The sequence below is a fragment of the Falsihalocynthiibacter sp. S25ZX9 genome (genome assembly GCF_041205405.1).
GTDB lineage: Bacteria > Pseudomonadota > Alphaproteobacteria > Rhodobacterales > Rhodobacteraceae > Falsihalocynthiibacter > Falsihalocynthiibacter arcticus.
Genome location: NZ_JBGFCD010000016.1, coordinates 19926 through 43864 on the forward strand (window position 1 = coordinate 19926; position 23939 = coordinate 43864).

General features: G+C 53.6%; 27 protein-coding genes and 1 tRNA gene. 9 read left to right on the forward strand and 19 right to left on the reverse strand.

Features of this window, described 5'->3' with window-relative positions; all coding sequences use genetic code 11:
* Window positions 1-46: 46 nt before the first annotated feature.
* The 13 genes from AB9F29_RS16715 to AB9F29_RS16775 form a co-directional block, all read right to left on the reverse strand.
* Window positions 47-2065 (reverse strand): phage major capsid protein, encoded by a 2019-nt coding sequence (locus AB9F29_RS16715; protein ID WP_369756480.1) that lies wholly within the window; start codon window positions 2063-2065, stop codon window positions 47-49.
* Entirely contained in the window at window positions 2058-3671 is a 1614-nt protein-coding gene (locus AB9F29_RS16720) for a phage portal protein (RefSeq protein WP_369756481.1), read from the reverse strand. Before AB9F29_RS16720 ends, AB9F29_RS16715 begins: the two co-directional genes overlap by 8 nt.
* Complete coding sequence (locus AB9F29_RS16725) at window positions 3671-4204, reverse strand: hypothetical protein (protein ID WP_369756482.1); 534 nt, start codon at window positions 4202-4204, stop codon at window positions 3671-3673. The genes AB9F29_RS16720 and AB9F29_RS16725 overlap by 1 nt, the downstream gene beginning before the upstream one ends.
* Before the next feature lie 19 nt (window positions 4205-4223).
* Window positions 4224-6146, reverse strand: a complete 1923-nt coding sequence (locus AB9F29_RS16730) for a phage terminase large subunit family protein (RefSeq protein WP_369756483.1) — start codon at window positions 6144-6146, stop codon at window positions 4224-4226.
* Entirely contained in the window at window positions 6143-6646 is a 504-nt protein-coding gene (locus AB9F29_RS16735; protein WP_369756484.1) for a terminase small subunit, Nu1, read from the reverse strand. Before AB9F29_RS16735 ends, AB9F29_RS16730 begins: the two co-directional genes overlap by 4 nt.
* Window positions 6646-7323: a hypothetical protein gene (locus AB9F29_RS16740; protein ID WP_369756485.1), complete on the reverse strand. Its 678-nt coding sequence runs from the start codon at window positions 7321-7323 to the stop codon at window positions 6646-6648. Before AB9F29_RS16740 ends, AB9F29_RS16735 begins: the two co-directional genes overlap by 1 nt.
* 1 nt (window position 7324) lies before the next feature.
* A complete protein-coding gene (locus AB9F29_RS16745; protein WP_369756486.1) occupies window positions 7325-8716 on the reverse strand; it encodes a site-specific DNA-methyltransferase in 1392 nt (463 codons plus the stop codon).
* 118 nt (window positions 8717-8834) lie between these two features.
* Window positions 8835-9599, reverse strand: coding sequence for a hypothetical protein (locus AB9F29_RS16750; RefSeq protein ID WP_369756487.1), 765 nt, complete (start codon window positions 9597-9599; stop codon window positions 8835-8837).
* 222 nt (window positions 9600-9821) lie between these two features.
* Window positions 9822-10217, reverse strand: coding sequence for a DUF1064 domain-containing protein (locus AB9F29_RS16755; RefSeq protein ID WP_369756488.1), 396 nt, complete (start codon window positions 10215-10217; stop codon window positions 9822-9824).
* Window positions 10201-10500, reverse strand: coding sequence for a hypothetical protein (locus AB9F29_RS16760; protein WP_369756489.1), 300 nt, complete (start codon window positions 10498-10500; stop codon window positions 10201-10203). Before AB9F29_RS16760 ends, AB9F29_RS16755 begins: the two co-directional genes overlap by 17 nt.
* On the reverse strand, window positions 10473-11369 hold the full coding sequence (locus AB9F29_RS16765) for a helix-turn-helix domain-containing protein (RefSeq protein WP_369756490.1): 897 nt from the start codon (window positions 11367-11369) through the stop codon (window positions 10473-10475). Before AB9F29_RS16765 ends, AB9F29_RS16760 begins: the two co-directional genes overlap by 28 nt.
* Window positions 11366-12190, reverse strand: coding sequence for a hypothetical protein (locus tag AB9F29_RS16770; protein ID WP_369756491.1), 825 nt, complete (start codon window positions 12188-12190; stop codon window positions 11366-11368). Before AB9F29_RS16770 ends, AB9F29_RS16765 begins: the two co-directional genes overlap by 4 nt.
* A 106-nt stretch (window positions 12191-12296) precedes the next feature.
* On the reverse strand, window positions 12297-12524 hold the full coding sequence (locus AB9F29_RS16775) for a hypothetical protein (RefSeq protein WP_335584376.1): 228 nt from the start codon (window positions 12522-12524) through the stop codon (window positions 12297-12299).
* Between the two features lie 88 nt (window positions 12525-12612).
* Here AB9F29_RS16775 and AB9F29_RS16780 point away from each other — a divergent pair, with 88 nt between their 5' ends.
* From AB9F29_RS16780 to AB9F29_RS16795, 4 genes are all read left to right on the forward strand, one after another.
* Window positions 12613-12936, forward strand: coding sequence for a hypothetical protein (locus tag AB9F29_RS16780; protein WP_335584375.1), 324 nt, complete (start codon window positions 12613-12615; stop codon window positions 12934-12936).
* A 487-nt stretch (window positions 12937-13423) separates the two neighbouring features.
* Window positions 13424-13681: a hypothetical protein gene (locus tag AB9F29_RS16785; RefSeq protein WP_369756492.1), complete on the forward strand. Its 258-nt coding sequence runs from the start codon at window positions 13424-13426 to the stop codon at window positions 13679-13681.
* A 146-nt stretch (window positions 13682-13827) separates the two neighbouring features.
* Window positions 13828-14019, forward strand: coding sequence for a helix-turn-helix domain-containing protein (locus AB9F29_RS16790; RefSeq protein WP_335584373.1), 192 nt, complete (start codon window positions 13828-13830; stop codon window positions 14017-14019).
* A 10-nt stretch (window positions 14020-14029) separates the two neighbouring features.
* Window positions 14030-14227, forward strand: coding sequence for a hypothetical protein (locus AB9F29_RS16795; protein WP_369756493.1), 198 nt, complete (start codon window positions 14030-14032; stop codon window positions 14225-14227).
* A gap of 132 nt (window positions 14228-14359) precedes the next feature.
* Here AB9F29_RS16795 and AB9F29_RS16800 read toward each other — a convergent pair whose 3' ends face one another.
* Window positions 14360-15337, reverse strand: coding sequence for a hypothetical protein (locus AB9F29_RS16800; protein WP_369756494.1), 978 nt, complete (start codon window positions 15335-15337; stop codon window positions 14360-14362).
* A 186-nt stretch (window positions 15338-15523) separates the two neighbouring features.
* Here AB9F29_RS16800 and AB9F29_RS16805 point away from each other — a divergent pair, with 186 nt between their 5' ends.
* Window positions 15524-16318, forward strand: coding sequence for a hypothetical protein (locus AB9F29_RS16805; protein WP_369756495.1), 795 nt, complete (start codon window positions 15524-15526; stop codon window positions 16316-16318).
* A gap of 153 nt (window positions 16319-16471) precedes the next feature.
* On the opposite strand, the gene AB9F29_RS16810 is transcribed toward AB9F29_RS16805, so the two are convergent.
* The 4 genes from AB9F29_RS16810 to AB9F29_RS16825 all read right to left on the reverse strand — a co-directional run bounded on the left by AB9F29_RS16810 (window position 16472) and on the right by AB9F29_RS16825 (window position 20063).
* Entirely contained in the window at window positions 16472-17647 is a 1176-nt protein-coding gene (locus AB9F29_RS16810; RefSeq protein ID WP_369756496.1) for an HNH endonuclease, read from the reverse strand.
* A 359-nt stretch (window positions 17648-18006) separates the two neighbouring features.
* Window positions 18007-18090 (reverse strand) — tRNA-Leu (locus AB9F29_RS16815).
* Between the two features lie 90 nt (window positions 18091-18180).
* On the reverse strand, window positions 18181-19518 hold the full coding sequence (locus AB9F29_RS16820) for a TRAP transporter large permease (RefSeq protein ID WP_369756497.1): 1338 nt from the start codon (window positions 19516-19518) through the stop codon (window positions 18181-18183).
* Window positions 19515-20063 (reverse strand): TRAP transporter small permease, encoded by a 549-nt coding sequence (locus AB9F29_RS16825; RefSeq protein WP_369756498.1) that lies wholly within the window; start codon window positions 20061-20063, stop codon window positions 19515-19517. The genes AB9F29_RS16820 and AB9F29_RS16825 overlap by 4 nt, the downstream gene beginning before the upstream one ends.
* 147 nt (window positions 20064-20210) lie before the next feature.
* On the opposite strand from AB9F29_RS16825, the gene AB9F29_RS16830 reads away from it, so the two are divergent.
* Together AB9F29_RS16830 and AB9F29_RS16835 are read left to right on the forward strand one after the other, a co-directional pair.
* On the forward strand, window positions 20211-20789 hold the full coding sequence (locus AB9F29_RS16830; RefSeq protein WP_369756499.1) for a YqaA family protein: 579 nt from the start codon (window positions 20211-20213) through the stop codon (window positions 20787-20789).
* Complete coding sequence (locus AB9F29_RS16835) at window positions 20789-21247, forward strand: disulfide bond formation protein B (protein ID WP_369756500.1); 459 nt, start codon at window positions 20789-20791, stop codon at window positions 21245-21247. The genes AB9F29_RS16830 and AB9F29_RS16835 overlap by 1 nt, the downstream gene beginning before the upstream one ends.
* On the opposite strand, the gene AB9F29_RS16840 is transcribed toward AB9F29_RS16835, so the two are convergent.
* Window positions 21244-21684, reverse strand: a complete 441-nt coding sequence (locus AB9F29_RS16840; RefSeq protein ID WP_039003594.1) for an Lrp/AsnC family transcriptional regulator — start codon at window positions 21682-21684, stop codon at window positions 21244-21246. The two genes, AB9F29_RS16835 and AB9F29_RS16840, sit on opposite strands and share 4 nt — an antisense overlap.
* Window positions 21685-21798: 114 nt before the next feature.
* On the opposite strand from AB9F29_RS16840, the gene rocF reads away from it, so the two are divergent.
* Both rocF and AB9F29_RS16850 read left to right on the forward strand, forming a co-directional pair.
* Entirely contained in the window at window positions 21799-22737 is a 939-nt protein-coding gene (gene rocF / locus AB9F29_RS16845) for an arginase (protein WP_369756501.1), read from the forward strand.
* Window positions 22738-22769: 32 nt separating this feature from the next.
* Complete coding sequence (locus tag AB9F29_RS16850) at window positions 22770-23837, forward strand: ornithine cyclodeaminase (RefSeq protein WP_369756502.1); 1068 nt, start codon at window positions 22770-22772, stop codon at window positions 23835-23837.
* Window positions 23838-23939 lie beyond the last annotated feature (102 nt).

Here is a 23939-nt window from a genome sequence, read left to right on the forward strand (position 1 = left end):
AAAAGTGGAAAAGGGAGGCAACCCAATGCCTCCCAAAGTTTGACGATTAAACGGCGACCTTTGTGCCGTAAGCGAAACTTTCGATATTGCGGTGCGCGAAATCGATATCTTGGAAGGCAACGATACGCAGACGGCCCTTTTTAGAGTTCGAATACGGATCGATAGTGAGGTCCAAACCGCCCCACATGGCCGCAATCATGTCCGCGAAGTTGCCGTGGAACACATCGCCGTCAGCAACCTGATTGGTGATCTCAGCCGCGTACCCGTTTACGGTACCGCCTTGCTCCCAAACCGTCGCACCATTTGAGGTGGCGAACTTCTCGGTGGTTTTGCAATGGCCACGGAATTTAGCATTCCCGATATAAGCCATTGAATCCACGTCCGCATTGTCAGCCGAAACGAGAGTTTCAAGTTCGACCAATTCAGCGAAGGTAGGCTGAACCGCTGCAAAATCGACAGCGCTAATGCCAACGAGGTTTTTAATCCCCAAAGGCTGGCTCGCGGTGCCAGTGCCGTAGAAACCCGCCAAATCCATAGTCAGAGCCAAAGCGCGCGCCAAGTCACGACGAACAAGTGCCTCAGCATCGAGAGAACTTTGCTGCAACATTTTCCGTGTAATCTCAGAGAAGGCCGCTGCGGTTTTAGGCGTGAGGCCCAACTGGCGCAATTCTTGCGCGCCTTCGGTCGCGTCATCGTCTTCACCAAGCCAATAGCCGGTCGCGCCGGAGGCTTGCCCCGGAATGTCGAGATTGCCGACAAGTCCACCCATCGGAGTGGCGAGGCCCAATAGGACAGAGCGATTGCGCAGCATTTCAATGAACGACTGCGACATTAGGTCGTTCGCGATAGCAAAGCCGCCCGTAGCACCAGTCGCAACGCCATCGGTACCAGTGGAAAGCGCGCGATGCATTACATCGGAGGGAACCATGATGCCCTGCGCCTCACGACCGGAGGATACTTCAGCAGCGCGGGAAGCGTCGAATTCAAACGCTGCTGCCTCTTGTGCCGCACGGTTTGAAGGGTCGGCCAAAGCACGGAACACGCGAAGGAAACTGAAACGGCCAGCTTCCTCGTTTGTCATGCCGATATTGCCAGAATTATCGCTCAAAGACCGAGTGCCGGACTGTTCGCCGTTGCCTTGAACGTGATCCACCAAGCTGCGCGTGAATGCTTCGACAGTTTCGTTAGAGCGGATAGCAGCTGCAGCAAGCTGACCGGCGGAATACTGCTCGCCCAATTCGAGAAGGGTAGCAACGCGTGTCTGCTCGGCTTCTTGGCCGCGCGTTACAAGCCCTTGCGTTTCCGCTGCTCGCTCGAGAACTTCGAGAATTTTGATGATGTTACCATCAGCGTCGACCTCTGCACGGACAAGATCACCCGCTGCATTTCGTAAAATCTTTTTCATAATCACGTTTCCTTGTGGTTCGTGCGGTTCATTTTGAGGTTCAATATGAGCCTCGCGAGTATCTTCTCCCTCTGGCGGTTCCCCAACAGAGCGACCAACCCCCACGGAAGCATCTGCAGGTACGCTCACAAGGGAGATTTCGTAGGGTTCCCAATCGGTAATCGTGACTTGATCACGCTCGCCTTCGCGCTCAACCGTCTTGATGGCCCGAACGAAGTACCCAACTGAGATATGGCGAATGACGCCGTCGACAATGTCGTTCCAGATTTCCTCGGCGCGCGGCGATTTGCCAAACCGCAGGACAGCACGACCACGACGATCCGTCCCGACATTCGCGCTTTCAACAACGCCAATCTGAATGTCCGTGTTGTGGTTCCACAGGACCGCCGCACCATTCGCCAGCCGCGTATCATCCATAGCGCCAGAGGAGTGGTCGAGAATTTCGTCACCAAACCAGCGCGCAACCGGCTCCTCAGAACTAAAGGCCACCTCAACAGTACGCGCTTCTTCATCGATAGATCGGACCGCAGCCTGAAGGCGCAACGGACCCTGCGACCGGTTCTCGTTGATTTGCTCGGCGGTCACCGCGCGGGTTAATGTGGAGCCAATAAGTGCAGCGGCAAGAGTGCCGGCGCTTCTGCAGAAAATACGTTTATTCATCTGGGGAATCCTCTTCGTCGTTAAGTTTGGGGGGAGGCGCAGCTGATGGCTGAACACCCAGAACGGATGCCATGATAAACGCCTCTGGCATGCCAGCATCCTGCATCAATTTGATATCGGACGCGTAAGTGCGCCAAGTGGTGTCTGGGTCATCCCCGCGACGGCGAATGATCTCCGAGGGGGAAGTCAGCAAGTTGTTCTTGGCATCGACCTCGGCCTTAACGTCTTTGGTCGGATCAACCCAAGCCCAGCGACGGCCCTGCCAGAACACCTTCAGATACTGCCCGATGTTTTCAGGACGCAAAGCGCGCGCTTTGACCTTCACCTGACCGCGCAAAAGGGCAGCTTTCAACGCGCCGCTGAACACCCGATCAACGAGCGTTTCAATTGTCCATTCTTGCAAATCCATCCAATTGTCGCGTTCGCTTAAAACGCCCTGACGGATGGAACTGAAATTCACGCCCTCGAGGTCGTTTGCGAGCGCCACATAAGAAACGCCCATGCCAGCACCGGCACCGCGAAGCATGGCCTTGTGAAAAGTGGCAAACTCGCCGCTCGGGTATTGGGTCTCGAAGTTTTTGGCAGACGCGCCCGGTGGGAGTTCTTGATAAACGCCGCCCTCGGCTTCGATATAAAGCTCCTCGTCTTCGTTTTCCTCGTCGGGTTCGGGACCGCTGCCATCGGCCCATTCGATGAAACCGCCAAGAGCCGCGCTGGTAGTGGCTTTTGAAAGGGATGCCTTCTCGAAACCAGCAAGCATGTGAAGCCGCCAGAGCGACGTCGCCGCCCATGGCAATCCGCGCCGCTGGCCTTCCATTTCATCCAAAAAACCGTGAATGATTTGAGCCGCCGGAACACGCTCCACGCTGCGCCCGTTGAATGTATATCCAGACATCGACGGATCGTCGGTCATGAAGAAAAACGCCAGAGCGCGCCCCTCACGACTAAACTCAATGCCCTGACGAATGAACCGACCGCCGGATAACCGCTCGATATTGTAATCGACAGGACACCGCTGGGGATCAATCGTCTGCAAAGAATATCCAGACGGACCAGCCGCCCGTCCGATGATCTCGCGAAACATAAATTCGCCGTCTTTGGCAGCGGTTCTAATCGCGGATTTGCAAAGCAAGCGAAAGCTGCGGCGACCCTTTATGTCGCAATTTTCGGCACGGCACCAATTGCGCCACCATGTCTCAATCGCCTCGTTTGCATCACGGTCAAGATTTCCGGCCGCATCACGCGCCTGAGCTTGCAGCGAAAACCCGCGCGGCCCGACCACGTTCTGCTCACAAATCCGCAAATACGATTTCAGATAGTCGTTCGAATCCGACTGCTCGCGAGAACGCGCAACCAATATGCGCTGGTTACGATCGACAACCTGATCCGCGCTCAAAGGAGTGCGCGTCCAGTTTGACGTCATGCGATCGGTATTTGCCGCATCGTGCTGGCGGGTGCCACGGAAGGACCGCTGCCGAAATTGGCGACGGGAAACCGCTGGGATAGAAGTCGCGGCCTCAACAAATGTCGCTGACGGCTCGGATTGTACAGACGGCTCAGACCGCACCGATTGGGACACAGGCTGGCGCTTCAGGAAATCAAACATCACATCCTCACCTTGATTTTGCGGCCTAGAATTTTAGTGCCACGACCAAAGCCGCTGGCCTTGGCGACCTCTTTTTTGTAAGTCGCGCGGAGCGAAAGAAGCTCGGCAATCGGAGTGCGAACCAGCGAACGACCATTGATCGAATAGCTTTCTTGATCTTTGGAGGCGCGACTTTCGAGAACCGCCTCAATCGCAGCCAGCGTTTTCTGGGCATGGTTGCGCGCATCATGCCCGACCGGCGCTGCGGAAATATCTGCAAGGATCGTACACTGGCCGCTTTCGAGTTCGAAAACATCGTCGCCAGAATACGCTCGAAGCGAAACGGCATAGACGCCAGCCAACCAAGATGCCGAGGCCGTCGCAGTCGCGCTCAAAATGTGGATGGAACCGGATGGATCGGACGTCAACTCGAACGAAGAAGGCCCACGAAAAATCGCTTTCAACACCCAATCTGGTGCCGGATATTTGTCCGAGTTGATTTCGACACTCGCGCTCAAGCCCGAGGTAAAACTTATTGGGAGAAATGTTAGCAATTATCACCACCCGCTGCTGCTAGAATCCGGCCCCTCTGCTCCGAGGACGCCGTGACTTTCTCCGCCTATTCTTTCGAATGGGCTTTGAAACTTCCTCTGGCGGTTCCCCAGCGGCATCCGGATCAAGCGGGATTTCATCCGAGGCAGGACGGAGCCGGTTCAAACGGATGCGAATATTCGCATTTAGCGCCTTGAGAGCCGCATATGCATAAACGCGGCAATCGAGCGCCTCGTTGCGGGTTCTGGTTTTCTTCCATTCGCGGAATGGGAAACCGCGCAGGAATTTAGTCACCAGACGCTCGGCGGTTAGCTGGTGAAAATATTCAGGCTCGCGGTCATTCGGGAAGTGGCAATAACCGGGCCCCACTTTTGTCTCTTTCGCGCGACGGAGCACCGTCAGCTTTGCGTCGTTAACTCCAAGCGTGAACAAAGTCACTGGCCGACCATTGCGGCCAGATTTAGATTTACTCGGAGCCGAAACGACTGGACGGTTCCAACCGCCGCCACCCTTAATCGCAAAGATATTGCGCCGCTGTTTGCCGCGCAGCTGCTCATAGGCCGCTTGGGTAAGGCCGCCCGAGCCACCAGTATCAACACAAGTGGCCGCGATTTTAAGACTTGCGCCGGACGCATGCTCAAAAGTTTGATCTAGATAGTCGAAAAGCAGCGCCCAAACCTCGGGCTTTAGCGGATCGCCCCAGAAAACCTGATAGTCGAGGCTCCAACTTTCCTCCCCCAATCCCCAACCGACACGTTCAAGCTCAAGGCGATCCTCTTGCATATCCACGCCGCACGTTTGCAGCGCAACCCCCTCGGGAATTGGCGTCGATGCGGAGAAAGGCTCAACCCGCGCGATCAAATCGTCAATCTCCAAAGTCTCGGCTTCTTCCTCCCAAACTTCCGCCAGCGACACGTTGATAAACGTTTGCAAATCCCCCGCCGCTTTTTTGTCGAGGAACGACTGCGCGATGTCCTGCAGCCGCGTAAAGCAGGAATACAACTCGCTTAAATGGTAGGAGGCATGGCCGCGAAACGGCTTCTTTGCCTTCCACCCATGCCCGAGCCGCTCGGCATTGCGCACCGCATAAACCCGATCGGCATCAGACCAAATACACCCACCGCCACCGCCACCCCGACAGACGTAGTAGGCGGTTTCAGGCAAGTGCTCGCCATCATCGTCCTTGTCCCATTTGACGTTTGACCACTCAATGACCTGCACCTCACCGCAATGAGGACAGGCGACATGGAACTGCCGCTGGTCGCCCTGCTCGTAGGCGCTATCAATCCATGAAAGTCCGCGGATTGTAGGCGTCGAAATCTCTAGCAGCTTGCGCAGATCCCCAAACGTGGCCGCGCGCTGCCAAAGCAGAGAAACAGGATGCCCCTCGGCGGTACGATCGTAGCCATCCGTTTCGTCGCACACGATAAATGGTGCCGAGCGACCGCGCTGCGTCTTTGGAGAACCCGACCACGCGAACATGATGAAACCACCGGGGTAGCTTTTCATCCGGCTGTTGTTGACGCCCTTTCGCGATCGCGGAGTTGAAAGGCGCTTCTCAAGTTCCGGATTGGCATCCACCAGCGGGTTAAATTTCGTTTGAAGCCACGTTTGAAGATCACCCTCGGACGGCTGCATCATCATCTGAGACACCGGATCGTGCTCGATGCGATACCCCTGAGCACAAAGGGCAAGCTGGGTTTTACCGACCTGCGCGCCCCACTTGAGCGTGATGCGATGGCAGTTCGGATCGACGGTCATGTCCAGCGGCTCGCGCTGGTACGGTGCATTATCGAAATTGATCAGACCCGGTATCGCATTGCCGACAGGAATCTGCACAGATTGCTCGGCCCATTCCGAAGGCTTCAAGTCAGGCGGAGGTGCCAAACCCTGAAAAGCACCCGCAACAATTGCGAGAGCAGCTGCACTCAGAACCACGCTCACGACGCGCCGCCCTTAATCTTTTCAGAACTGGCGGTAGAGAGGACCAGGAGCGCGGCAGTAATTTCTTCTTTGGCGATCCCCTTAATAGCCGCTGCCGTCTTTTCAGATTTGGCGCGAGACGCAATCCGCGTCGGCGTGTTGTTCAATAAATTAGATCGGACCTCGGAAATGATCAGGGAAAGTGCCGAGGAAACCTCTTGCGCACTGACCAACCCGCCCCGCATCTTGTCGGCTTCCATTTCGGCAATGTCGGCCTCGGCTTTGGTTTTGCGCGCCTTTTCTTTGTTGTAGTCAAACCCCTTGCCATCTTCGTCAATCAAGGCGACCTTATTCTGCAGGAACGCGATGTACCCCTGAACGGACCCCGCAAGTTCATAGCGCCCACGGTCGCCGCGCGGAATAACCCCCTCCTGTGCCAGCTGCTGCACCCGCCGCTCGGTGACCTTGAGAAGGAGCGCGATCGTTTTGACGGGATATGTTGGCGCTTTCTTTTCGCTCATTAGAGGACAAGGCTCCCGAGCGACAGCGCATCGAGGTCGCCAGCATCATCGACCGACGCCGGTTCTTCATCCGCATCAGACGGGAGTGCCAAAAACCGAGAGTAGATGGCCTTCATGATCGCCACGTTGCTCTCGCCAACGCTGGCCTCATCCCAAGCGACATCAAACCAATCCGCATAGAAACCAGACACCGATCGGTCCACGGATATGTCGAACTGCTCGGTGCGCAGGTTTTTATTCAAATTCATCGAGGAGCGCATAACGGCCAAAGGCGTGTGATCCTCGGAAACAAAAACCGTGACCTTGGCGTGAACCGACAGGCACCTGAAAGCATCAGCCCCCAAAGCCGCGATCAATGGTCCCGCGAACTTGGGCGATTTCTCAAAAGTGCCGCGGTCGATCAGCATCCGGACCCCGAGCAGATGCTCGTTCTTTGCCAGATCAGCCGCGCGCTGAATATCGTAGATGCCAGTGGTCCAAGTCGACACCCAAGCGAAACAAGGACCGATCTCGTTTACAATGTGCTCGAGCGCATCGATCGCAGAGAACTGACCAGCGGTAAGGCCGGTCACATGGACCCCATCGTACAAGTCACCGATGCACTCGGCAGCAGATGCCGTGCGATGCGCGACCTTGCGAGTTCCGTGCTTTGGAGCATAGCGAAGCGCGCGGCCCATCCTATGGCGCCTTTTTTATTTCGAGATCATCAAAGAGTTTGCCGTTCGCCTGAAGGAGAGCCTTCTGGCCGGTGAAGTTCTGCCACCTCCGGACAATCACATCGGCAAAACGCGGGTCCAACTCCATCAACATGGCTTTGCGCCCGAGTTTTTGACAGGCAATCATAGTGCTGCCCGAGCCGCCAAACGGATCAAGAACCAGATCACCGCGACGGCTGCTGTTGCTGAGATAGCCGACGATCAAGCCGACCGGCTTCATTGTGGGATGTTCGGTGTTCCGGCTGGGCTTCTCATGGCGCACCACGGAAGACACCAACTCCTCCACTTTCAGATCGGACCCCGAGATCCGCAATGTTGTGGATCCCGCATCAATTTGCACCGACCCGTCTGCAGAAACGGTAAAGGGCGCATCCACCGCATCCACGACAGTCGTTAACTTGCGACCGCCGAACCACCGATGCGCCGCCCCCGGCTTCCAACCGTACAGAATAGGCTCATGCCGCCACTGGTAATCAGATCGGCCCAAAACGAGGCTGGGCTTCACCCAGACAAGACATCCCGAGAGTTTGAACCCAGCACCAGCGAACGCCGTCCGGAATGGCAAGCCCTCGGTGTCGGCATGCGCGACATAGAGCGAAGCGCCAGCCTTCATCACAGAGAAGGTCGCGACGAAGGCATCCGTCAGAAACTGCAGGAACGCATCCGCGCCCATGTTGTCGTTTTCGATTTTGCCAGCCGTGCCTTCATAATTCACATTGTAGGGCGGGTCGGTCCAACACATATCCACATCGGACCCAGAGGTCAGAGCCTCCATATCCGTTATGACCGTTGAATCGCCGCACATCACACGGTGCTCGCCGCAGACCCAGACGTCGCCAAGTTTGGAAGTGTAATCGGCTTTCGTTTCGGGGATTTCATCTGGGTCGGTATTGCCTTCTTCTTCAAGCCCGTCTTCGCCCAGAAATATCTCTTCCATTTCGTTTCGGGAAAATCCTATGAGGTCCATTTCAAACCCATTATCGCGCAATTCTCCCAACTCGAGCGCGAGCAATTCATTGTCCCATCCGGCGTTTTCCGCCAGCTTATTATCGGCAATTACATAGGCCCGACGCTGGTCTTCAGACAGGCCAGTGATGCGAAGGCAGGGAACCTCTTTCAAACCCATGGCGAGCGCTGCCTGAACCCGTCCATGCCCAGCAATTATTGAGTTTTCCTCGGCAATGAGGATGGGATTGGTGAAGCCGAATTCGTTGATCGAAGCGACGATTTGCGCGATTTGCTCGGCGCTGTGGGTCCGCGAATTTCTGGCAAATGCAGCGAGCGCATCAGGCGGTAGGAATTCAAGCTCTTTGTAAATTATCGGGCTCTTTTGTTTTTGGTTTCTGCTCTTCACACTTCTCTCCTGAAACGAAACGAAATGGTTTTTTCAAACCACTCACAAGTCATGTTTTGCGACGTAGACAACCCACCGAGGCATCCCCCCGCCGGAGGACCCTTTTTTCTGAGGAACGCTAAGGCTTCTTGGGTTTAGGGCGACGGATGATCACACAGACGTCGTGGATGGGCAGAGATGCGGCTAAAGCAATCTCGCCTAGGCTGACGCCCCGATCATGCAAACGCACCACTAGAGCGTCGCGTGTGCTGCGCTGCTGATCAGGACCACCGGAAGCAGGAGCGCCCATGCCAGAGAACGCGCGCGATAGTTTCGCGGCATCATCCCACCCAAGAATGGCAACGAGCATGTGGTCCGGCTCAATGTCGCTGGGAACGTACACGCAGCCACGACTGTCCTGCCGCTTAGAGACAGCCGCGCCGTCGAACAACTCGAGCGCCTTCTCCAAGCCAATCACCCCTGCGACTTCAACGAGGGACGCGGCATATTGCTCGCTCGTTGTTCCACTGAGGTGAATAATTTCTTGGACGCGATACGTGGACAATTCCACATCGTCGGCAATTTCGTGGACGGTCAGCCCATCCGCGTACATTTGCAGGATCCGTTGGTCTCGATTGCGGCGCTCATGGAATTTGCCATTGGACGGCTGCAGGATCAAACCCGCAAAGGCATGCGACAAAGCGAGCGCATCATCCCAACCGAGGACAGACACCAGATAGTGATCCATCGGGAGAACTGCAGGGACGTAGATACAGCGCCGCCACGATCGACGGCCAGCAGCTGGTAAGTCTTTGACCAACAGAAGCGCCTTCTCCAAGCCAATGACCTCGGCAATTTCGACAATCGACTCCGGATAGTTTGAAATGTCTAGGATATCACCCATAGGTACAGCGCTCCTCAAAGTTGCCCAAATATTTAAAAGAGGCACAGCAAGAGGTGTGCCCAGCGCCAGCGAGGGAAAAAGGCGACATCAGGAGAACATCCGCCAAGCGAGGTGCAGGACGTTTGCAGCAAGAATTATTGTTAGACCCAGCCGAACCCGCCGGAAGCTCTTTTCCTCGGCCTCCAAATGTGGCCGGTCGCGCTGGGCCATGTCGGCAAGATTTCATAGCTCCAGCACCTCGACGCCTTGAGCAGCGGCAACAGCACGGCGCACTTCATAGTCCCGAGTAATCGCACCCTTGGCATCCGCATGGATAAGCAAGCGTGTGGCGTTATCGATGTATGTGAAATCAACGGTCAGGCGCATGTCTCGGCCCTTCCGCGTTTTGAGTGGACCATCCCGCCCGATAAGGAAAACCACGACCTGCAGCTTTAGATCAGAGATCAGGCCAGCGCGAACTTCGATGCGTTTGTCACAATAGCAATCTGCTTCATGCTGGGAGTCAAACCGGATGCCATCAACGAATGCGGCCTTCGCGTTAAACTTGTTCTTTTTTTTTGTGGCGGTGGTTTTCGCTTTGAACTCCGCAGCACTCATGCGTTCAACCACGGCGCGCACCCCTGCCCTCTTTCAACTGACGTCCCGCGAACTTCAGCGCGTTGGCGACATCGGCAGCAACTGGGTCGAAACCCGCACGGCCATGCTGAACTTGGTAGGTTGCCTGAATTTCTTCAATCGAGTGGAGCCGCAACCGCTTCACCCCGTACCCATCAGCGGACACCACCACGCAACAATCGCGCGCTTTGAAATCAACCGTGACCGTCGCCACGCCGAAAACTGTGCCATTCGCGGCTGGGTTCAAATGCGGCGAGGTCAAAGCCGTACACCAGTAGCGCGACATTGCGCCTCCGTGACTAACCCCAAGTGAACCAACTCCCGCGCATAATCTGGCGAGGTGCTGCCAATCGTCCACGACCGACCCTCGATGATCGCCTGAGCGCGTTGGATGTTGACGGTTTCCCGAGTTGCCACCTTTTCAGAATTTGGCTTTCCCAAATTAGCCCAGCGTTTCTGCTCCAGCCAATTCTCAGCAAAAGCGATGTAGCGCGCCTCGTTGCCTTTTTGCTCGGCAGCGTAGGCGCTGGCCCCAGCGAGAACTTGATCTGGATCGGCCCCGCCGGTCACGGCCTTCTCGAGCGCAGCCACAACCTTCGACTTGGAGCCGATGCGGGGAAACGCGTCCAAGAACTTTGAAGCGAATATTTCTAAATTAAAGATTGTTTGTGGCTCGGCCTCCGAGGCGCAAGGTTCTATTACGGGTTTAATTACAGGTTTATCTTTTAATACAACTCCACTGGGGTGGAGTTGGCTATTGCCTGAAAGTGGAGTTGGCTTTGCGTCAAAAGTGGAGTTGGCTCCATCTCCACTGAGTGGAGTTGGCTTTGTATCGTTATCAAAGCCAGAAACGTGCCCAGCATTGACACTACGGTCCATTTCAAAACCAAGCGTGTATTGTGTTGGTTTGCGCTTTTTGGTTATCGGGTCAAAATCAAGCTCACGTTCAATTAAGCCCTTTTCCTCTAATCCCAATAGCCATTTGTTGATGCCCCCGTTTGAACCACCTGACATGCGACGCAGGTACCCTTGAGAGGGGAAGCACCCAGCGGATGGGTTGTGACAATCGCAAAGATGAAAGAGGACGCGAAACTCGCCGTGAGTGATGTCATCGGGCGGGATGCTCGCCAGCCATGTTGTTGCTTTGTGGCTCATTTAGCGGCCCCTTCGTGGTCGGGGCCGCAATTGACGGCTTGCGACGCTAATGCCCTTATGTAACGTTGAGCATTGAGCCGACGCGGGAGAGCAAGAAAATGGCCATTGATATTCAAAGCCTTGGAGAGATTGTCGGCCTTGCTGGCCAAGCCGTCGAAACAACAAAAAACGGGGCTGGCCTTGTTAATACTCTGAAGGTGCTTTTCAAGAAATCTGAGGTGTCTGGAGATGCAGATCTCAAAATGGCCATCTCTCAACTTGCGCTTCAAGTAGGCGAGGCGAGCATGGCGAATGCAGACCTTCAAGTGAAACTGGCTGATTTCCAAAGAGAGGCGCTGAAGGCTAACAAATTTGAGGCCGAGGTAAAGCGCTACACGCTCTGGCAGACACCAAGCGGCGATTTTGTGTACCGCCTCAATGCGTCTAAAGACGAAGGGCAACCCCTTCACTACATTTGCCCCAATTGTGTCGAGAAAGAACAAAAATCCATTCTGCAGGGCGGTGAATACTCCAATACCTGCCCTAACTGTAAAGCGACGTATAACATGGATCAGCGGCCCCCTATAAAAATGCCCGCGAGGCGGCATCCTTACATTTGAATTAAAGTTCACACGGGCACCTCCCTCCCCTATGCCGGTTTCTGATTGGGCCGCGCGCAACCGATAATCGGTTAGACATTTTTTAAGCGCCAACGCGCTGTCGCCGTCCAACAGCAGCCGTACAACTGACCCATTTTCTACGTTGAAAGAGATGCACTGATTTTGCGTCCGGGCGCAGACAGGAAAAACACCACGCAGCGCCGCAGGTAAATAGCCCCTCATTTTGCGGTCCCTTTTTCAATGGAAGCAAGAAACTCAACCCAAAATGCTAGACTAGAACCGCGCGGGTATAGAGTGTAAATGCATGAAATTGATAAAGAAAATACCCTCACTTGGCATCCTCCAAGCCAGCAAGCTCGACAAAAGAGAACATAGAGCGCGGTGGTTCATCGATTCCAATATTCTGAGCCAACGCGCAAAACACAATGTACCAAGACGCCGGAAAAGACCCCGACTGCATGGCTGTGTGGACCGTTTGCGGCTTCTTTTTAAGAGAGCCTGCAACCGCCTGATAGCCGCCCAAAGCAGCAACGAATGTTCGAGTAGGAGTATCCATGTAAACCCATTTATTACGGTTTTTCCGTAATAGCAAGATTACGGCACTGAAATAATGCGGTTTTTCCGTAATAGTATGAAATGAACGTATGGATTATTTAGAAAAAAAACGCAGAAGCCGAGAGACCGTCATCACTCCACAAGCCATACATCTCAGGCTAGTGGCTGCTCGAAAATCGACGGGCCTTAATGCTCGCCAGCTCGCGAGCAGCGCGAACATAACCTATACGACTTTTAAAACGCAGGAAGCAGCGGGCTCTCCATCCCTTAAGATGCTCGACTTTTACTGGAAGGCATTTCAGATTGACCCAAATTTTATTATGGGCGGCGACGGTGCACGACTTCTTCCGGACACTTATGAAGCGATTCTCGCACATCTGGACGACCCCGAATCCAATACCTCGGAAAAATAATTCGAGTGAGGTCCCAGCCCATCCTGCAGCACAAATGTGCTAGTAGCCTTAATGCCATAGTAATAATTCCCGTATTTTTTAAAGCACCTACCCCTAGCCATAACTGGCAGGGCTGCGCATTGAAATGATTGATTTACGGATTTTCCGTAATTAAGATTGACTAACTACGGAAAATCCGTAATTGTGACTTCAAATTAGGAGGTCACATGCAATCACATTCCATTTCAAACCGAGGTAAACTAAAGCTCGGGCCAAAAAACAACAAAGAGTGCAAAAAGCACACGCAACACATGTATAAGAGGGCAGCAAAAATAGCTCTATGCTGCACTCGGAATAGCTTCAGTGACGCGAAGACAATAATCCGGAACCCAGTGCGCTACCACGACCGCCCGATCTTGCGTCGGTTAGCTTGGAGCATTGCCAAAGGCGAGCGCGGCCAAACAGTTAACCACGCACAGCTTTCAAAAATGCACATCGAGACGATGCGATGAACAGCGCGCGCCAAATACACCTGAGCATTGGTCAGGAAGCATGGTCCATTGGACCACAACAATCGCCAGAATTGGGAGCCGAGGTGCGCTTTATGAAACACCCGAGCGCTAAGTGGGAGGCTGGGATTGTCCGAGGTCGACAATTTGGGACAGGCATCATCGAAGTGATCGACCTGAACGCCAAGCAAGTCAGACTCATGCCAGAACAATATGAATTTGTGCGCAACGCAACCTGCCCCGAGGCGCTCACCTAAAACTCAGTCACCTCAGCCGCTCCACACTGCCTCCCCCGAGCGGCCACCTTGGCTGGCGATCCCAGAGATTTCATTTCGCCAGCCTTTTTTATGCCGAGCGCAAATCGCGCACCGAAAAACAGATCCGACGATCAAGGAGAACAACGATGGCACAGCGTGAATTCATTCGAATGTGCGAAATACCGAAAGTCTACGGCATCAGCAAAGACACGGTTAATCGCGCCATTAAAGCCAAGAAGATCACACGGCACAAATTAGGCCGAGCAACACTCATCCGGTGCCAAGACCTATCCGACTGGATCACAGGCAAGGCAGAACAACCCGACGCCGTACACTAGGAGATCACATGTGAGAACTGCCACCAAAGGTCGCCCTCGACGCATCAAAAACTATAAGGCCGAGGAATGGCACAACAAAACCGAGCACAAAGGGATGCCAGTCCGGACGGTCGCCGTTTTAGCGTCAGTCAGCCCGAATGGTGTTGATAATAAAGCACCGGTGACAATATCTCGCGCCCCTTGGGAAACTGATGAGATCGCGCAATGAAGACCTTTGCGTCCAGTGCGACACGTTATGTGGAACGAGACGATTCAATTATTGTCATGACGATAGGCTGGGAAATATTTCAGCTGAACATTTAACGCAACGGGAAATAACCTTCTAGGTATGCAGGCCGTTCTAGTGGTTGGCCTTATAATTCGAAGATATCATTTCGATCTGTGTTCCTTCTGTTGGAATGACTTGGTACCCGTTCAAATCGCTATGGATCACAAAACCAGAATTTGATGAAAAGACCAAGGAGCCTATGATATTCACCTCACCGACAAACCGTAGATTCCTTGTTTCAGATAGCAAGCTTCTATGGTGCAACGTGCCAGACAGAAAAGAAAGAGTTAGCACCAAAAGTGTTATCTTCTGAAAGCTGAAAATTTGCCAACCTTCGAGTTTAAGGAAATTAAGTAAAGATAATTTGGGCGCAAAATTAGTTTTCCTAAAGTAGGCATCACCAAAACTAGGAGGAAGCAAAAGCGCCAACAATAGACCTACCCCAACCAACAGTGCGCTTCCCGTCAGAGTAGTGAATAAAGCAGACAAAACCAAAAAGATGGCTACTAGTTGGATGGGAATTGAGTAGCGCTCAACCTTATAGTCGAACCCACCTCGGATAAACCCGAAAATATAGACCATCCCCAACAATGGCCTTGCAACCTCTAAAATATAAAATCTCCGAGCGGCATTATACGCTGCGATAGTCTTATCATCATGATCCAAATTATCATTTTCGAAAAATTTGGACAAAGCGTCATCTCCATTTTTTACAACATTGTTTCCTCGCCTACGCAGCAACCTTTGTCCGGAACGGCTGGCGAGCAGCGAAAAAACGATACCCCCTCCCCACAATACGCCAATACTTTGGGAGATAATGTAACTCGAATAGCGTGCCGTAAAAAATGCAAGCGCAAGTAGAATTGAGAAACGAATAAAGTAACTGGAAACAAAAGAAGAATCGACCAGCGCCCAAAGTGGCTTTGGCAGCAAAACTAGGAAGCCTCCTACATTTACAGCAAATGCCGAAGCAAGCCCAATAATTGAAAAGACGACAACTCCAGAGATCTTATATTTTCTGATAATTGCTTTGATCCGCAGTCTATGCATTTAGATTCGTCATGGTATTTACACCTTTTGGACAACTTAGCCTTTGATCAACCTCGCGTACAACAATAATGGACCATTACAAGAAGTCCCATCATAGCGGTACCTGCTTTGGCTCGTTGCGGATTGGATTTGTTCCTACCTTCGACCAGTGCAACATTAACAGATTTACAAGGAAGATATCGTTCGATGGATTTATGGAACCCAGAGACTTTCGATGCTGCGCTTTGCGAAACGCTCACGACGCACTCCGACCTAGTCTCTGACTATTTTGCGGAAGAGTTGCACGTAATGAATGAGCACCTGAACAGTGATCCATACGAAAGCCTAAAGTCGAACAAATATTATGAAAATTATTTATCGCTGATCGAGCACACCTTGACCCCGTTGCTGAATGAACGCCGCATCCGCGTTTGGCACTATACACGACTTTTGGACGACGAGGTTGCGGCGATGCAAAAAAAATTGAAGCCATCCACAATCCTCGGTCTAAGGCAGCGGCTAGATTCTCTTGTTTTGAAGGGGCTACTTACATTGCAAGAATCTCAGATCGTATATAACGAAAGTCCGCTTCATGCACAAGAAAGCACACGATCGCATCAGGTTTGTACGATCGCAGTCCCTTCGGCTCCGGATTACTCTAGTGTTGTGCCACTCCTAGAGAGTTGGGGTGGAGAATCTGCCTATTTTTGGCTGTCAGACGAGACTGTGCTGGCAAAATTAAAAACAATCGGGACACCGCGAATTGTAGAAATAGAAACAGGCCTTGGAGACTCCAGCAATGCGTTTTCCGCAGCAAAAACAGCAGCTCAAGCATGGGCCAGAACGCTTGGCGTCGCAGTGGATGTGTCAGTTATTGCTGTGACAATTAAGGAATGCTTGGGTACAGCCCGAGTGCTCCGAGTTCATACGGCAGACTATGGCGTGTTCGAGGGAGTTGCGACAACTTATCCCAGCGGCTGCGGTCGACTGCTGGCCGAGTGACACTTGGGAATTGGCCTCCGGTCCGAACCCTAAACGACCTTGCGCTTTGGAATAGCCCTTTCGGTTTGGCTGGCCGCGCCAAATGACAAGCGCCCGCCCAAGGCGTCCTCTATTCTTGTAACCATACCTAAAGGAATTCCTGTTTCGACTCCGTTAGACGGCTCTTTCGACTTGTAGGCGAGTTATCACCAGCCGCTTAGCAATAAAATTGCTGATAAAACTAATGTGTTGAGCCGTTATGATTTGACCGACAGTCAGGCCACTTTCTGACAGCGCCTCGCTAACAAGATTATCAACAAACAATTCGTTTGAGCGAGTGCGTAACTCACACATTAATTTCGTGACTCCATCCAAGCGAGTATCGTTTTCTGCAGTATAGTTGTCCCAGTCAATCAATATCCAAGTACTTTCTAAGGGTTGTGATTCTTCTGTATAGAGCTTCCAACTGGATGGGTTAAACGGATTTGATATCAGGCAAATTGCTCGATCAATGACATCTAAACTATGGCCAAGATCTATTCGCCAACCGAGCATTCCATACAGCCGGAAGTACCCAAAGACCCGTCCCTTGCTGTCACTCCCCGCCCAAACTATGCAGGGGCAGCTACCATAGATTTCATTGAAGGACGGTAAAGGTCGGGCGTCAAATTTTGTTGGAGCTTCAATCCCAGAGGTAGATTCTTGTTGCCAAATAAACTGCCTGATAGAATCATACCCCCTCTCCAAAACCTCGGTATTGCCAACAAGTTTGGCCCACAAGACCAGAGTCGCTTTCGCCATCGCTTGTTGCGATCTGTAGCCTCCAATCTCAGTCCTGATTTGGATTTCTGGCGGCTCCATCAGTGAGTGCCGCTTAGCACTATTTATCTGTTCCCGCAGATCAGCAACACTAACTTCATCATTCCTTCCAAATTTCTTGGCTAGCTTTTTTGCAGCCCCATGGGCCAGCAGATCAGCGTGTTTATCATCGGAAGCATTGATCTCCACCACCGTGCCGCCCTCGCCCTCTTTGAACTTCAATGGTCGAATGGGGCGTATTTCAGGGCGCCCACCAGGAAGCAGATCAAAACGCTGGTTTTTAGTTCTGTACCCAATAATTTTGGGAGCGTCGTCGCCGTCTCCTGCTTTTAGGTTTCCGTAATTGCGCAACCCTTCTACACTCTTAGCTAAATCTTCATCTGGCCCATTGCCCATCAATTGGTTGCAACTTGAGCAAATCACGTTCTCCACAGTCATACGTCCGCCAAGCGAATTTAGGAGAACGTGTTCCGGCTTTACCTTGCTCTCATCAAAACTTGATCGACATAAAATACAATTGGGCAATCTCATTTCTCCGAGGCAATTATAGGTAGTTATGTAGTAGCCATCACTATCGACACAGGGCTGGCCTCGGTGCAAGTCGCAACTTGAATGCCACTCATGTTGCCATGAGAATGCCGACTTTCCGGCTGCTTTTTCTTTTGAAGGGTTGAGTTGCTCTCTGCCTACGTAAATACTTGTGCAACCGACCCAGACTGGTCAGCAACATCAATCAAAATACTACGCGACAGATCAACCCAAAGCAGCAGCTCACCGACTGACAGAATAAAGTCGTCTAACTAGCGAGAAATAAGTGGGGGGCAAAATGGGGGGCAGAAGAAGACCCCTGCCCCGATGGGGCAATAAAATAAAGGAAAACTTGTAAGTTGTGGTGCCCAAGGGGGGACTCGAACCCCCACGTCTTGCAACGGGGGATTTTGAATCCCCTGCGTCTACCATTCCGCCACTCGGGCCACGAGGTGGATGTAGCCTGTCATAGCGCTGGGTAAAAGAGGAAAAACGCTCGGAATGCTATTTTTTTTACGAAAATGCGGTGCGGCGCGCTAAATCCAAATAAGTGCGAGGCTTGGGACCGCCAAAAGGAGTGCGACGCGCAGGATATCGGACGCTATGAACGGCAAAACACCGCGATAGGTTTGGCCGATGGGCACATCCTTGGCGAGTCCGTTGATAATAAAGAGATTCAATCCTACGGGTGGCGTGATCAGGCCGATCTCGACGGTTACAAGCGCGAGGATACCAAACCAGATGGCGGTGGCTTCGGCAGTCAAACCAAAGTCTAAGGTTTCGATGATCGGAAAGAACACAGGCACGGTCAGAAGGATCATCGAAAGCGAGTCCATCACACAGCCAAACACGAGGTAAAACACCAACATTCCCAGCAAAACAAAAATCGGAAGCACGCCAAGTCCCCCTATCCACTCAGCAAGGGTTTGTGGGGCCTGTGTGAAGGCCAAGAAGGTGTTAAACAGTTGAGCGCCCAAGAGAATAAGGAAAATCATCGCGGTCGCGGACGCCGCAGCGAGGACGCTTTCCACGAATCCACTCCACGTTAAGCCCCCAGTTGCAGCACCATAAAGGCCCGTGATAACCATGCCAATCGCCGCGCCTTCTGTGGGGGTAAACAGCGCTTGAACCCCAGGCTTCACCCAGTTCCAATCCGCCGCAATTCCACCCATTACGAGGGCAAAAATCAGGATCACCGGCCAGACCGCGAGCAGAGATTTGAGCCGCTTGGCATAGGCCACTTTTGGCGCGCGTAGATCACCGCTTTCGCGGGACACCATCAGGCGCACAACAATCATGTACCCCACGGCGGCCAAAATACCGGGAACAATGGCGGCGGCAAACATTTTGGCGATATTCTGCTCTGCGAGAATGGCGTAGATCACCAAAATCACCGACGGGGGAATCAAAATGCCGAGGGTGCCGCCCGCGGCCAAAACACCTGTCGCCAAGGCATCGGAATACCCCGCGCGGCGCATCTCCGGGAGGGCCACCTGCCCCATCGTGCTGGCCGTCGCAAGCGAACTTCCACAAATCGCGCCAAACCCAGCACAAGCGCCCACTGTCGCCATGGCCACCCCACCGCGCCGATGCCCGAGCCAGTCAGCAGCGGCCTGAAAGAGCGCTCGACTCATGCCCGATTTTGTGGCGAATTGCCCCATCAACAGGAACAGCGGCACGATCGACAGAGAGTAACTGGAGAACGTGTCATAGCTGAGGGTTTTAAGCTGGTTTAGCGGTGCGGAAGCACTGCCTCGAATGATCCAAACCCCAACAAATCCGGTGATCCCCATGGCAACGGCGACTGGCACGCGCAGGAAAATAGCCAAGAGCATAAGGGCAAACCCAATGAGCGCGATTTCCACTCCGGTCATGGTTTTTTCCCTTTAATATCAGCGGTAAACTTCAAAATCGCTACGAGAGCAAACAGCGCGGCCCCAATCAGACAAAACCCGTAAGGGAGCCAAATCTGAATCTGAAGCTCATAGGTGGTTTCTGGATAGAAGGGTTTACTGCCCATCGAGAATACCGACCGAAATGCCTCGCTTCCATAGGGGAATTTCTCGGCGAACCCAAGGTAGAAGCGCCACAGGATAACGGTAGCAATCAGGGCCACCAACCCATCGGAAATCCCGCCCAACACCCGAAACACGCGCGGACCAAACCGCGCGGCCAAAACGTCAACGCGGACGTGTGCATCGGTCATATGGCCCCATGGAAGAAAGGAGAAAACGGCGATCCCTGTGGCCAGTTCAATCAGCTCAAAATCGCCTGAAATAACTTCCAGCCCCACCGCGCGCGTGCCCACCGAAATTACCGTTACCAGTGCTGCCAAAATCAACAATACCCCCCCAAACAGCGCATAGGCCTGCACCATTTTTCGCACGAAGGGGGGATAGGAAATTTCACGGTCCATCATGGCGTTCTTTTGCGGGTTTTGCCGTCGTCACGCAATAGTTTATCTAACAGGGTAACTTTGCCTTTAAAATTGGCGCATCATCGCGTAGACAATCCAACATTAGACCGTGATAAACGGCCTTCAGGCGCAATAACTTAAAGAGCAGCTATGCTACGATCTCTCTATAACTGGACGATGTCCCTCGCCCAGAGTCGGTATGCAATTTGGGCCCTTGGGGTTATTGCTTTTGTCGAAAGCTCAGTTTTCCCGATTCCCCCTGATGTCCTGATGATCCCGATGATTATCGCCCGCCCGTCCAAGGCGTGGCTGATCGCAGGCGTCGCGCTTGTTGGCTCAGTACTGGGCGCATTGCTTGGGTATTATATCGGCTCTGGGTTGTTTGAATCCGTGGGCCGTCCGGTACTCGAATTCTATGGCAAAGAGCATTATTTCGCGGAGTTCAGCACCAAATACAACGAGTGGGGCGCTTGGGCGGTCTTGATCGCGGGGATTACACCCTTCCCGTTCAAGGTCATCACGATCCTGTCCGGCTCCACGGGGCTCAGCCTGCCGATTTTTATCGTCGCGGCTATCATCGCACGTGCCATAAGGTTCTTTGTTGTCGCGGCCCTTTTGCGGGTCTACGGTGAACCAATCCGCGACTTCATCGAGCGCCGCCTTGGTTTGGTATTCATCGTTTTTGTCGTATTGCTGGTGGGCGGATTTTACTTTGTGAAGGTGCTGTAATGAATAAAACACTGGTAGTTATCGCAAGTTTTGGCTCTTTGGCGATGCTTTTGGGCGCCTTCGGGTTTCAATACATTGGCGGCCTTGCGCCCTGCCCGATGTGCCTGTGGCAGCGCTACCCCCATGCCGTGGCCTTTGTTTTGGGCGTCCTTATACTCGCGGGTGGCCCGCGTATTCTCGCCGCCCTTGGTGCCATCGCCGCCCTCACCACAAGCGCGATTGGCCTGTTTCATACCGGCGTTGAACGCAACTGGTGGGAAGGTCCGACGACCTGCACATCCGGCCCCGTTGCCAACCTAACACCTGAGGAACTGATGGCGCAAATCATGAGCGCGCCCTTGGTGCGCTGTGACGAAGTGGCGTGGGAAATGTTTGACCTCTCGATGGCCAGCTGGAACACGATTGGTTCCCTCATCCTCGCGTTCGTTTGGATCGCAGCATGGCGCAGCCGCGCCTAAACCACCTGCTGTGAGCGCATAGAGCGGGTCGTCAAAAGCAGATTGGTCTCGCTGGTTTGCACCCCTTCGATGCGGCGAATATCAGAGAGCACGCGGTCAAACGCCTCAAGGCTGTCCGCATTGATCTCGACAATCAAATCCCATTTTCCGTTGGTGGAATGGACCTCTCGCACCGAATTTTGCCCCAGCAATTGATGCAGCACTTTATGGGTGCCGCGCCCCTCAATCCCCAGCATCATCAGGCCCCGCACGGGAGCTTGGGCGACGTCCTCGCGCAGACGCACCGTGAAATCCACGATATCGCCGCGCGCCACAAGGCGCTCCATGCGCGCGCGCGCCGTTGTGCGGGATGTTTTGAGCTCTGCTGCGAGCTCTGAAAGGGTTTTGCGCGCGTTTTTGCGCAAGGCCGCGATGAGGTTCCTATCCAATTCGTCCATAATCACTTCCGATTTGATACAACTGCCGCCAGTTCATCCGAATAGGGGGCTTCTGTCCATCCATTTCGCAGATCAAGCTAGGGTATCTCCGCTTTCCCAACCCACGAGAACCCCATGACCGACACCAAACAAAACTCCACCTGCGTCCTGATCGGCGCGCCCATTGATTGTGGCAAAGCCCGCGCGGGATGCCTCATGGGGCCGGACGCCCTGCGCACCGCGGGGATCGCAACCGCCCTGAGCGAGCTTGGATTCAACGTCGAAGACTGGGGCAATTTCGCACCTGATTTGGGGCCAGAAGTTGCCTGTGACAATCCAGCCGTCCACGGTTTAAGCGAGACAATTGGCTGGGCGACAGCGCTGCGCCGCGAAGGTGCGCGCGCCATGGAGGTTGGGACGCCGATATTTATGGGCGGCGACCACGCAATGTCACTGGGAAGCGTCGCAGGTGTTGCCGATTACGCAGAACGCCAAAAACGCCCCTTGTTCCTGCTCTGGTTGGACGCGCATACCGATATTCACACCTTGGCCACCACAACTTCCGGCAACTTGCATGGCACCCCCGTCGCCTATGCCATGGGGCTTGCGGGTTTCGAAGGGTTCGCCCCTATGCCCACCGTTCCCGGCGCACAGATTTGCTATCTGGGCCTGCGTTCAGTGGACGCGTCTGAGCGCGCCGCCGTCAGTAAACATGGTCCCACGGCAATTGATATGCGTGCGATTGATGAACACGGCATTGCCGCCCCTCTGGAGGCGTTTCTTGCCCAAGTGCGCGCAGCCAATGGCCTGTTGCACGTCTCGCTGGATGTTGATTTTCTCGACCCATCGATTGCCCCTGCCGTTGGCACCACGGTTCCAGGTGGTGCGACAGTGCGCGAGGCGCATTTGGCGATGGAGATGCTTTGCGATAGCGGCCTGATGCGCTCGCTCGACCTTGTTGAGCTCAACCCGTTTCTGGATGATCGCGGCCGCACAGCCGAACTGATGGTCGACCTCACGGCCTCGCTCTTTGGCCGCCGCGTCTTTGATCGCGAAACAACACGTTACTCATAAAAACAACGCCCTTTTCCACAAGGATACCCGAAATGAACAAGCCCAACCTCGCTCCATCCTCCCTCGCCTACGTGCCCTTCGTTTCGGTTCAAAACATGATGGCTTTGGTCCATAGCATCGGGATCGAAGACTTTATGAAGGGCATCGTCGCTTACCTCGAAGAAGACTTCAAAAACTGGGAAAACTTCGATAAAACACCGCGTGTCGCCAGCCATTCCGCCGAGGGTGTGATCGAGTTGATGCCAACCAGCAATGGCGAAATCTATGGTTTTAAATATGTGAACGGCCACCCCAAAAACACCCATGAGGGATTGCAAACCGTCACCGCCTTTGGCCTGCTTGCGACGGTCGATACGGGCTATCCGGTGTTGCTCTCGGAGATGACGATCCTGACCGCGCTACGCACAGCCGCGACCTCAGCCTTGGTGAGCAAACACCTGATGCCAAAGGGCGCGACAACCATGGCTGTGATCGGAAATGGCGCGCAAAGCGAGTTTCAATGCCTTGCCGCCAAGGCCGTCTGCGGCATCACAAACGTCCGCCTGTACGACATTGACCCAGCAGCGACCCAAAAAGCCGTGCGTAACCTTAAAAATCAGGGGCTCAATGTGACGTCCTGCGCCTCGCCGCAAGAGGCCATCGAAGGGGCACACATCATCACCACCTGCACTGCCGACAAGCAATGCGCGACCATCCTGAGCGACAATATGGTTGGCGCGGGCATCCATATCAACGCGATTGGCGGCGACTGTCCGGGCAAAACAGAACTGCATGTGGACATTCTCAAACGCAGCGATATTTTCGTGGAATACCCGCCGCAAACCCGTGTTGAAGGCGAAATCCAAGCCCTTGCTGAAGACTACCCTGTCAACGAGATTTGGAAAGTGATTGCGGGCCTAGAGACAGGGCGCACCTCGGCCAACCAAATCACCCTCTTTGACGGTGTCGGCTTTGCCATCGAGGACTTTTCTGCCCTGCGCTATGTGCTCGATCAAATCCAAGGCACAGCGTTTATGCAGCAGCTCGATATGGTCGCTGACCCCGATGATCCGCGTGATCTGTTCGGGATGGTGCTGCGCGCGAAGCCAAATCAGGGATAAATCCCCAAAAAGGGCTGGAATTCGTGGATTTCCGGCCCTAAATCCGCTCGCCCCATTGCGCCCTATATGCAGGGACGTGTATACATGGGGCAACAAGATATA

Bases quoted from the DNA above. Each gene is read 5' to 3' on its own strand.
- AB9F29_RS16715 (WP_369756480.1), bottom strand. From the start codon at position 2,065: ATGAATAAACGTATTTTCTGCAGAAGCGCCGGCACTCTTGCCGCTGCA.
- AB9F29_RS16760 (WP_369756489.1), bottom strand. From the start codon at position 10,500: ATGTCGCGCTACTGGTGTACGGCTTTGACCTCGCCGCATTTGAACCCA.
- AB9F29_RS16810 (WP_369756496.1), bottom strand. From the start codon at position 17,647: ATGAGATTGCCCAATTGTATTTTATGTCGATCAAGTTTTGATGAGAGC.
- AB9F29_RS16840 (WP_039003594.1), bottom strand. From the start codon at position 21,684: ATGGACGAATTGGATAGGAACCTCATCGCGGCCTTGCGCAAAAACGCG.
- AB9F29_RS16820 (WP_369756497.1), bottom strand. From the start codon at position 19,518: ATGACCGGAGTGGAAATCGCGCTCATTGGGTTTGCCCTTATGCTCTTG.
- AB9F29_RS16740 (WP_369756485.1), bottom strand. From the start codon at position 7,323: ATGGGCCGCGCGCTTCGCTATGCTCCAAAGCACGGAACTCGCAAGGTC.
- AB9F29_RS16720 (WP_369756481.1), bottom strand. From the start codon at position 3,671: ATGTTTGATTTCCTGAAGCGCCAGCCTGTGTCCCAATCGGTGCGGTCT.
- AB9F29_RS16750 (WP_369756487.1), bottom strand. From the start codon at position 9,599: ATGGGTGATATCCTAGACATTTCAAACTATCCGGAGTCGATTGTCGAA.
- AB9F29_RS16735 (WP_369756484.1), bottom strand. From the start codon at position 6,646: ATGAGCGAAAAGAAAGCGCCAACATATCCCGTCAAAACGATCGCGCTC.
- rocF (WP_369756501.1), top strand. From the start codon at position 21,799: ATGACCGACACCAAACAAAACTCCACCTGCGTCCTGATCGGCGCGCCC.
- AB9F29_RS16765 (WP_369756490.1), bottom strand. From the start codon at position 11,369: ATGAGCCACAAAGCAACAACATGGCTGGCGAGCATCCCGCCCGATGAC.
- AB9F29_RS16835 (WP_369756500.1), top strand. From the start codon at position 20,789: ATGAATAAAACACTGGTAGTTATCGCAAGTTTTGGCTCTTTGGCGATG.
- AB9F29_RS16785 (WP_369756492.1), top strand. From the start codon at position 13,424: ATGAACAGCGCGCGCCAAATACACCTGAGCATTGGTCAGGAAGCATGG.
- AB9F29_RS16770 (WP_369756491.1), bottom strand. From the start codon at position 12,190: ATGAGGGGCTATTTACCTGCGGCGCTGCGTGGTGTTTTTCCTGTCTGC.
- AB9F29_RS16800 (WP_369756494.1), bottom strand. From the start codon at position 15,337: ATGCATAGACTGCGGATCAAAGCAATTATCAGAAAATATAAGATCTCT.
- AB9F29_RS16825 (WP_369756498.1), bottom strand. From the start codon at position 20,063: ATGATGGACCGTGAAATTTCCTATCCCCCCTTCGTGCGAAAAATGGTG.
- AB9F29_RS16830 (WP_369756499.1), top strand. From the start codon at position 20,211: ATGCTACGATCTCTCTATAACTGGACGATGTCCCTCGCCCAGAGTCGG.
- AB9F29_RS16805 (WP_369756495.1), top strand. From the start codon at position 15,524: ATGGATTTATGGAACCCAGAGACTTTCGATGCTGCGCTTTGCGAAACG.
- AB9F29_RS16775 (WP_335584376.1), bottom strand. From the start codon at position 12,524: ATGGATACTCCTACTCGAACATTCGTTGCTGCTTTGGGCGGCTATCAG.
- AB9F29_RS16850 (WP_369756502.1), top strand. From the start codon at position 22,770: ATGAACAAGCCCAACCTCGCTCCATCCTCCCTCGCCTACGTGCCCTTC.
- AB9F29_RS16780 (WP_335584375.1), top strand. From the start codon at position 12,613: ATGGATTATTTAGAAAAAAAACGCAGAAGCCGAGAGACCGTCATCACT.
- AB9F29_RS16790 (WP_335584373.1), top strand. From the start codon at position 13,828: ATGGCACAGCGTGAATTCATTCGAATGTGCGAAATACCGAAAGTCTAC.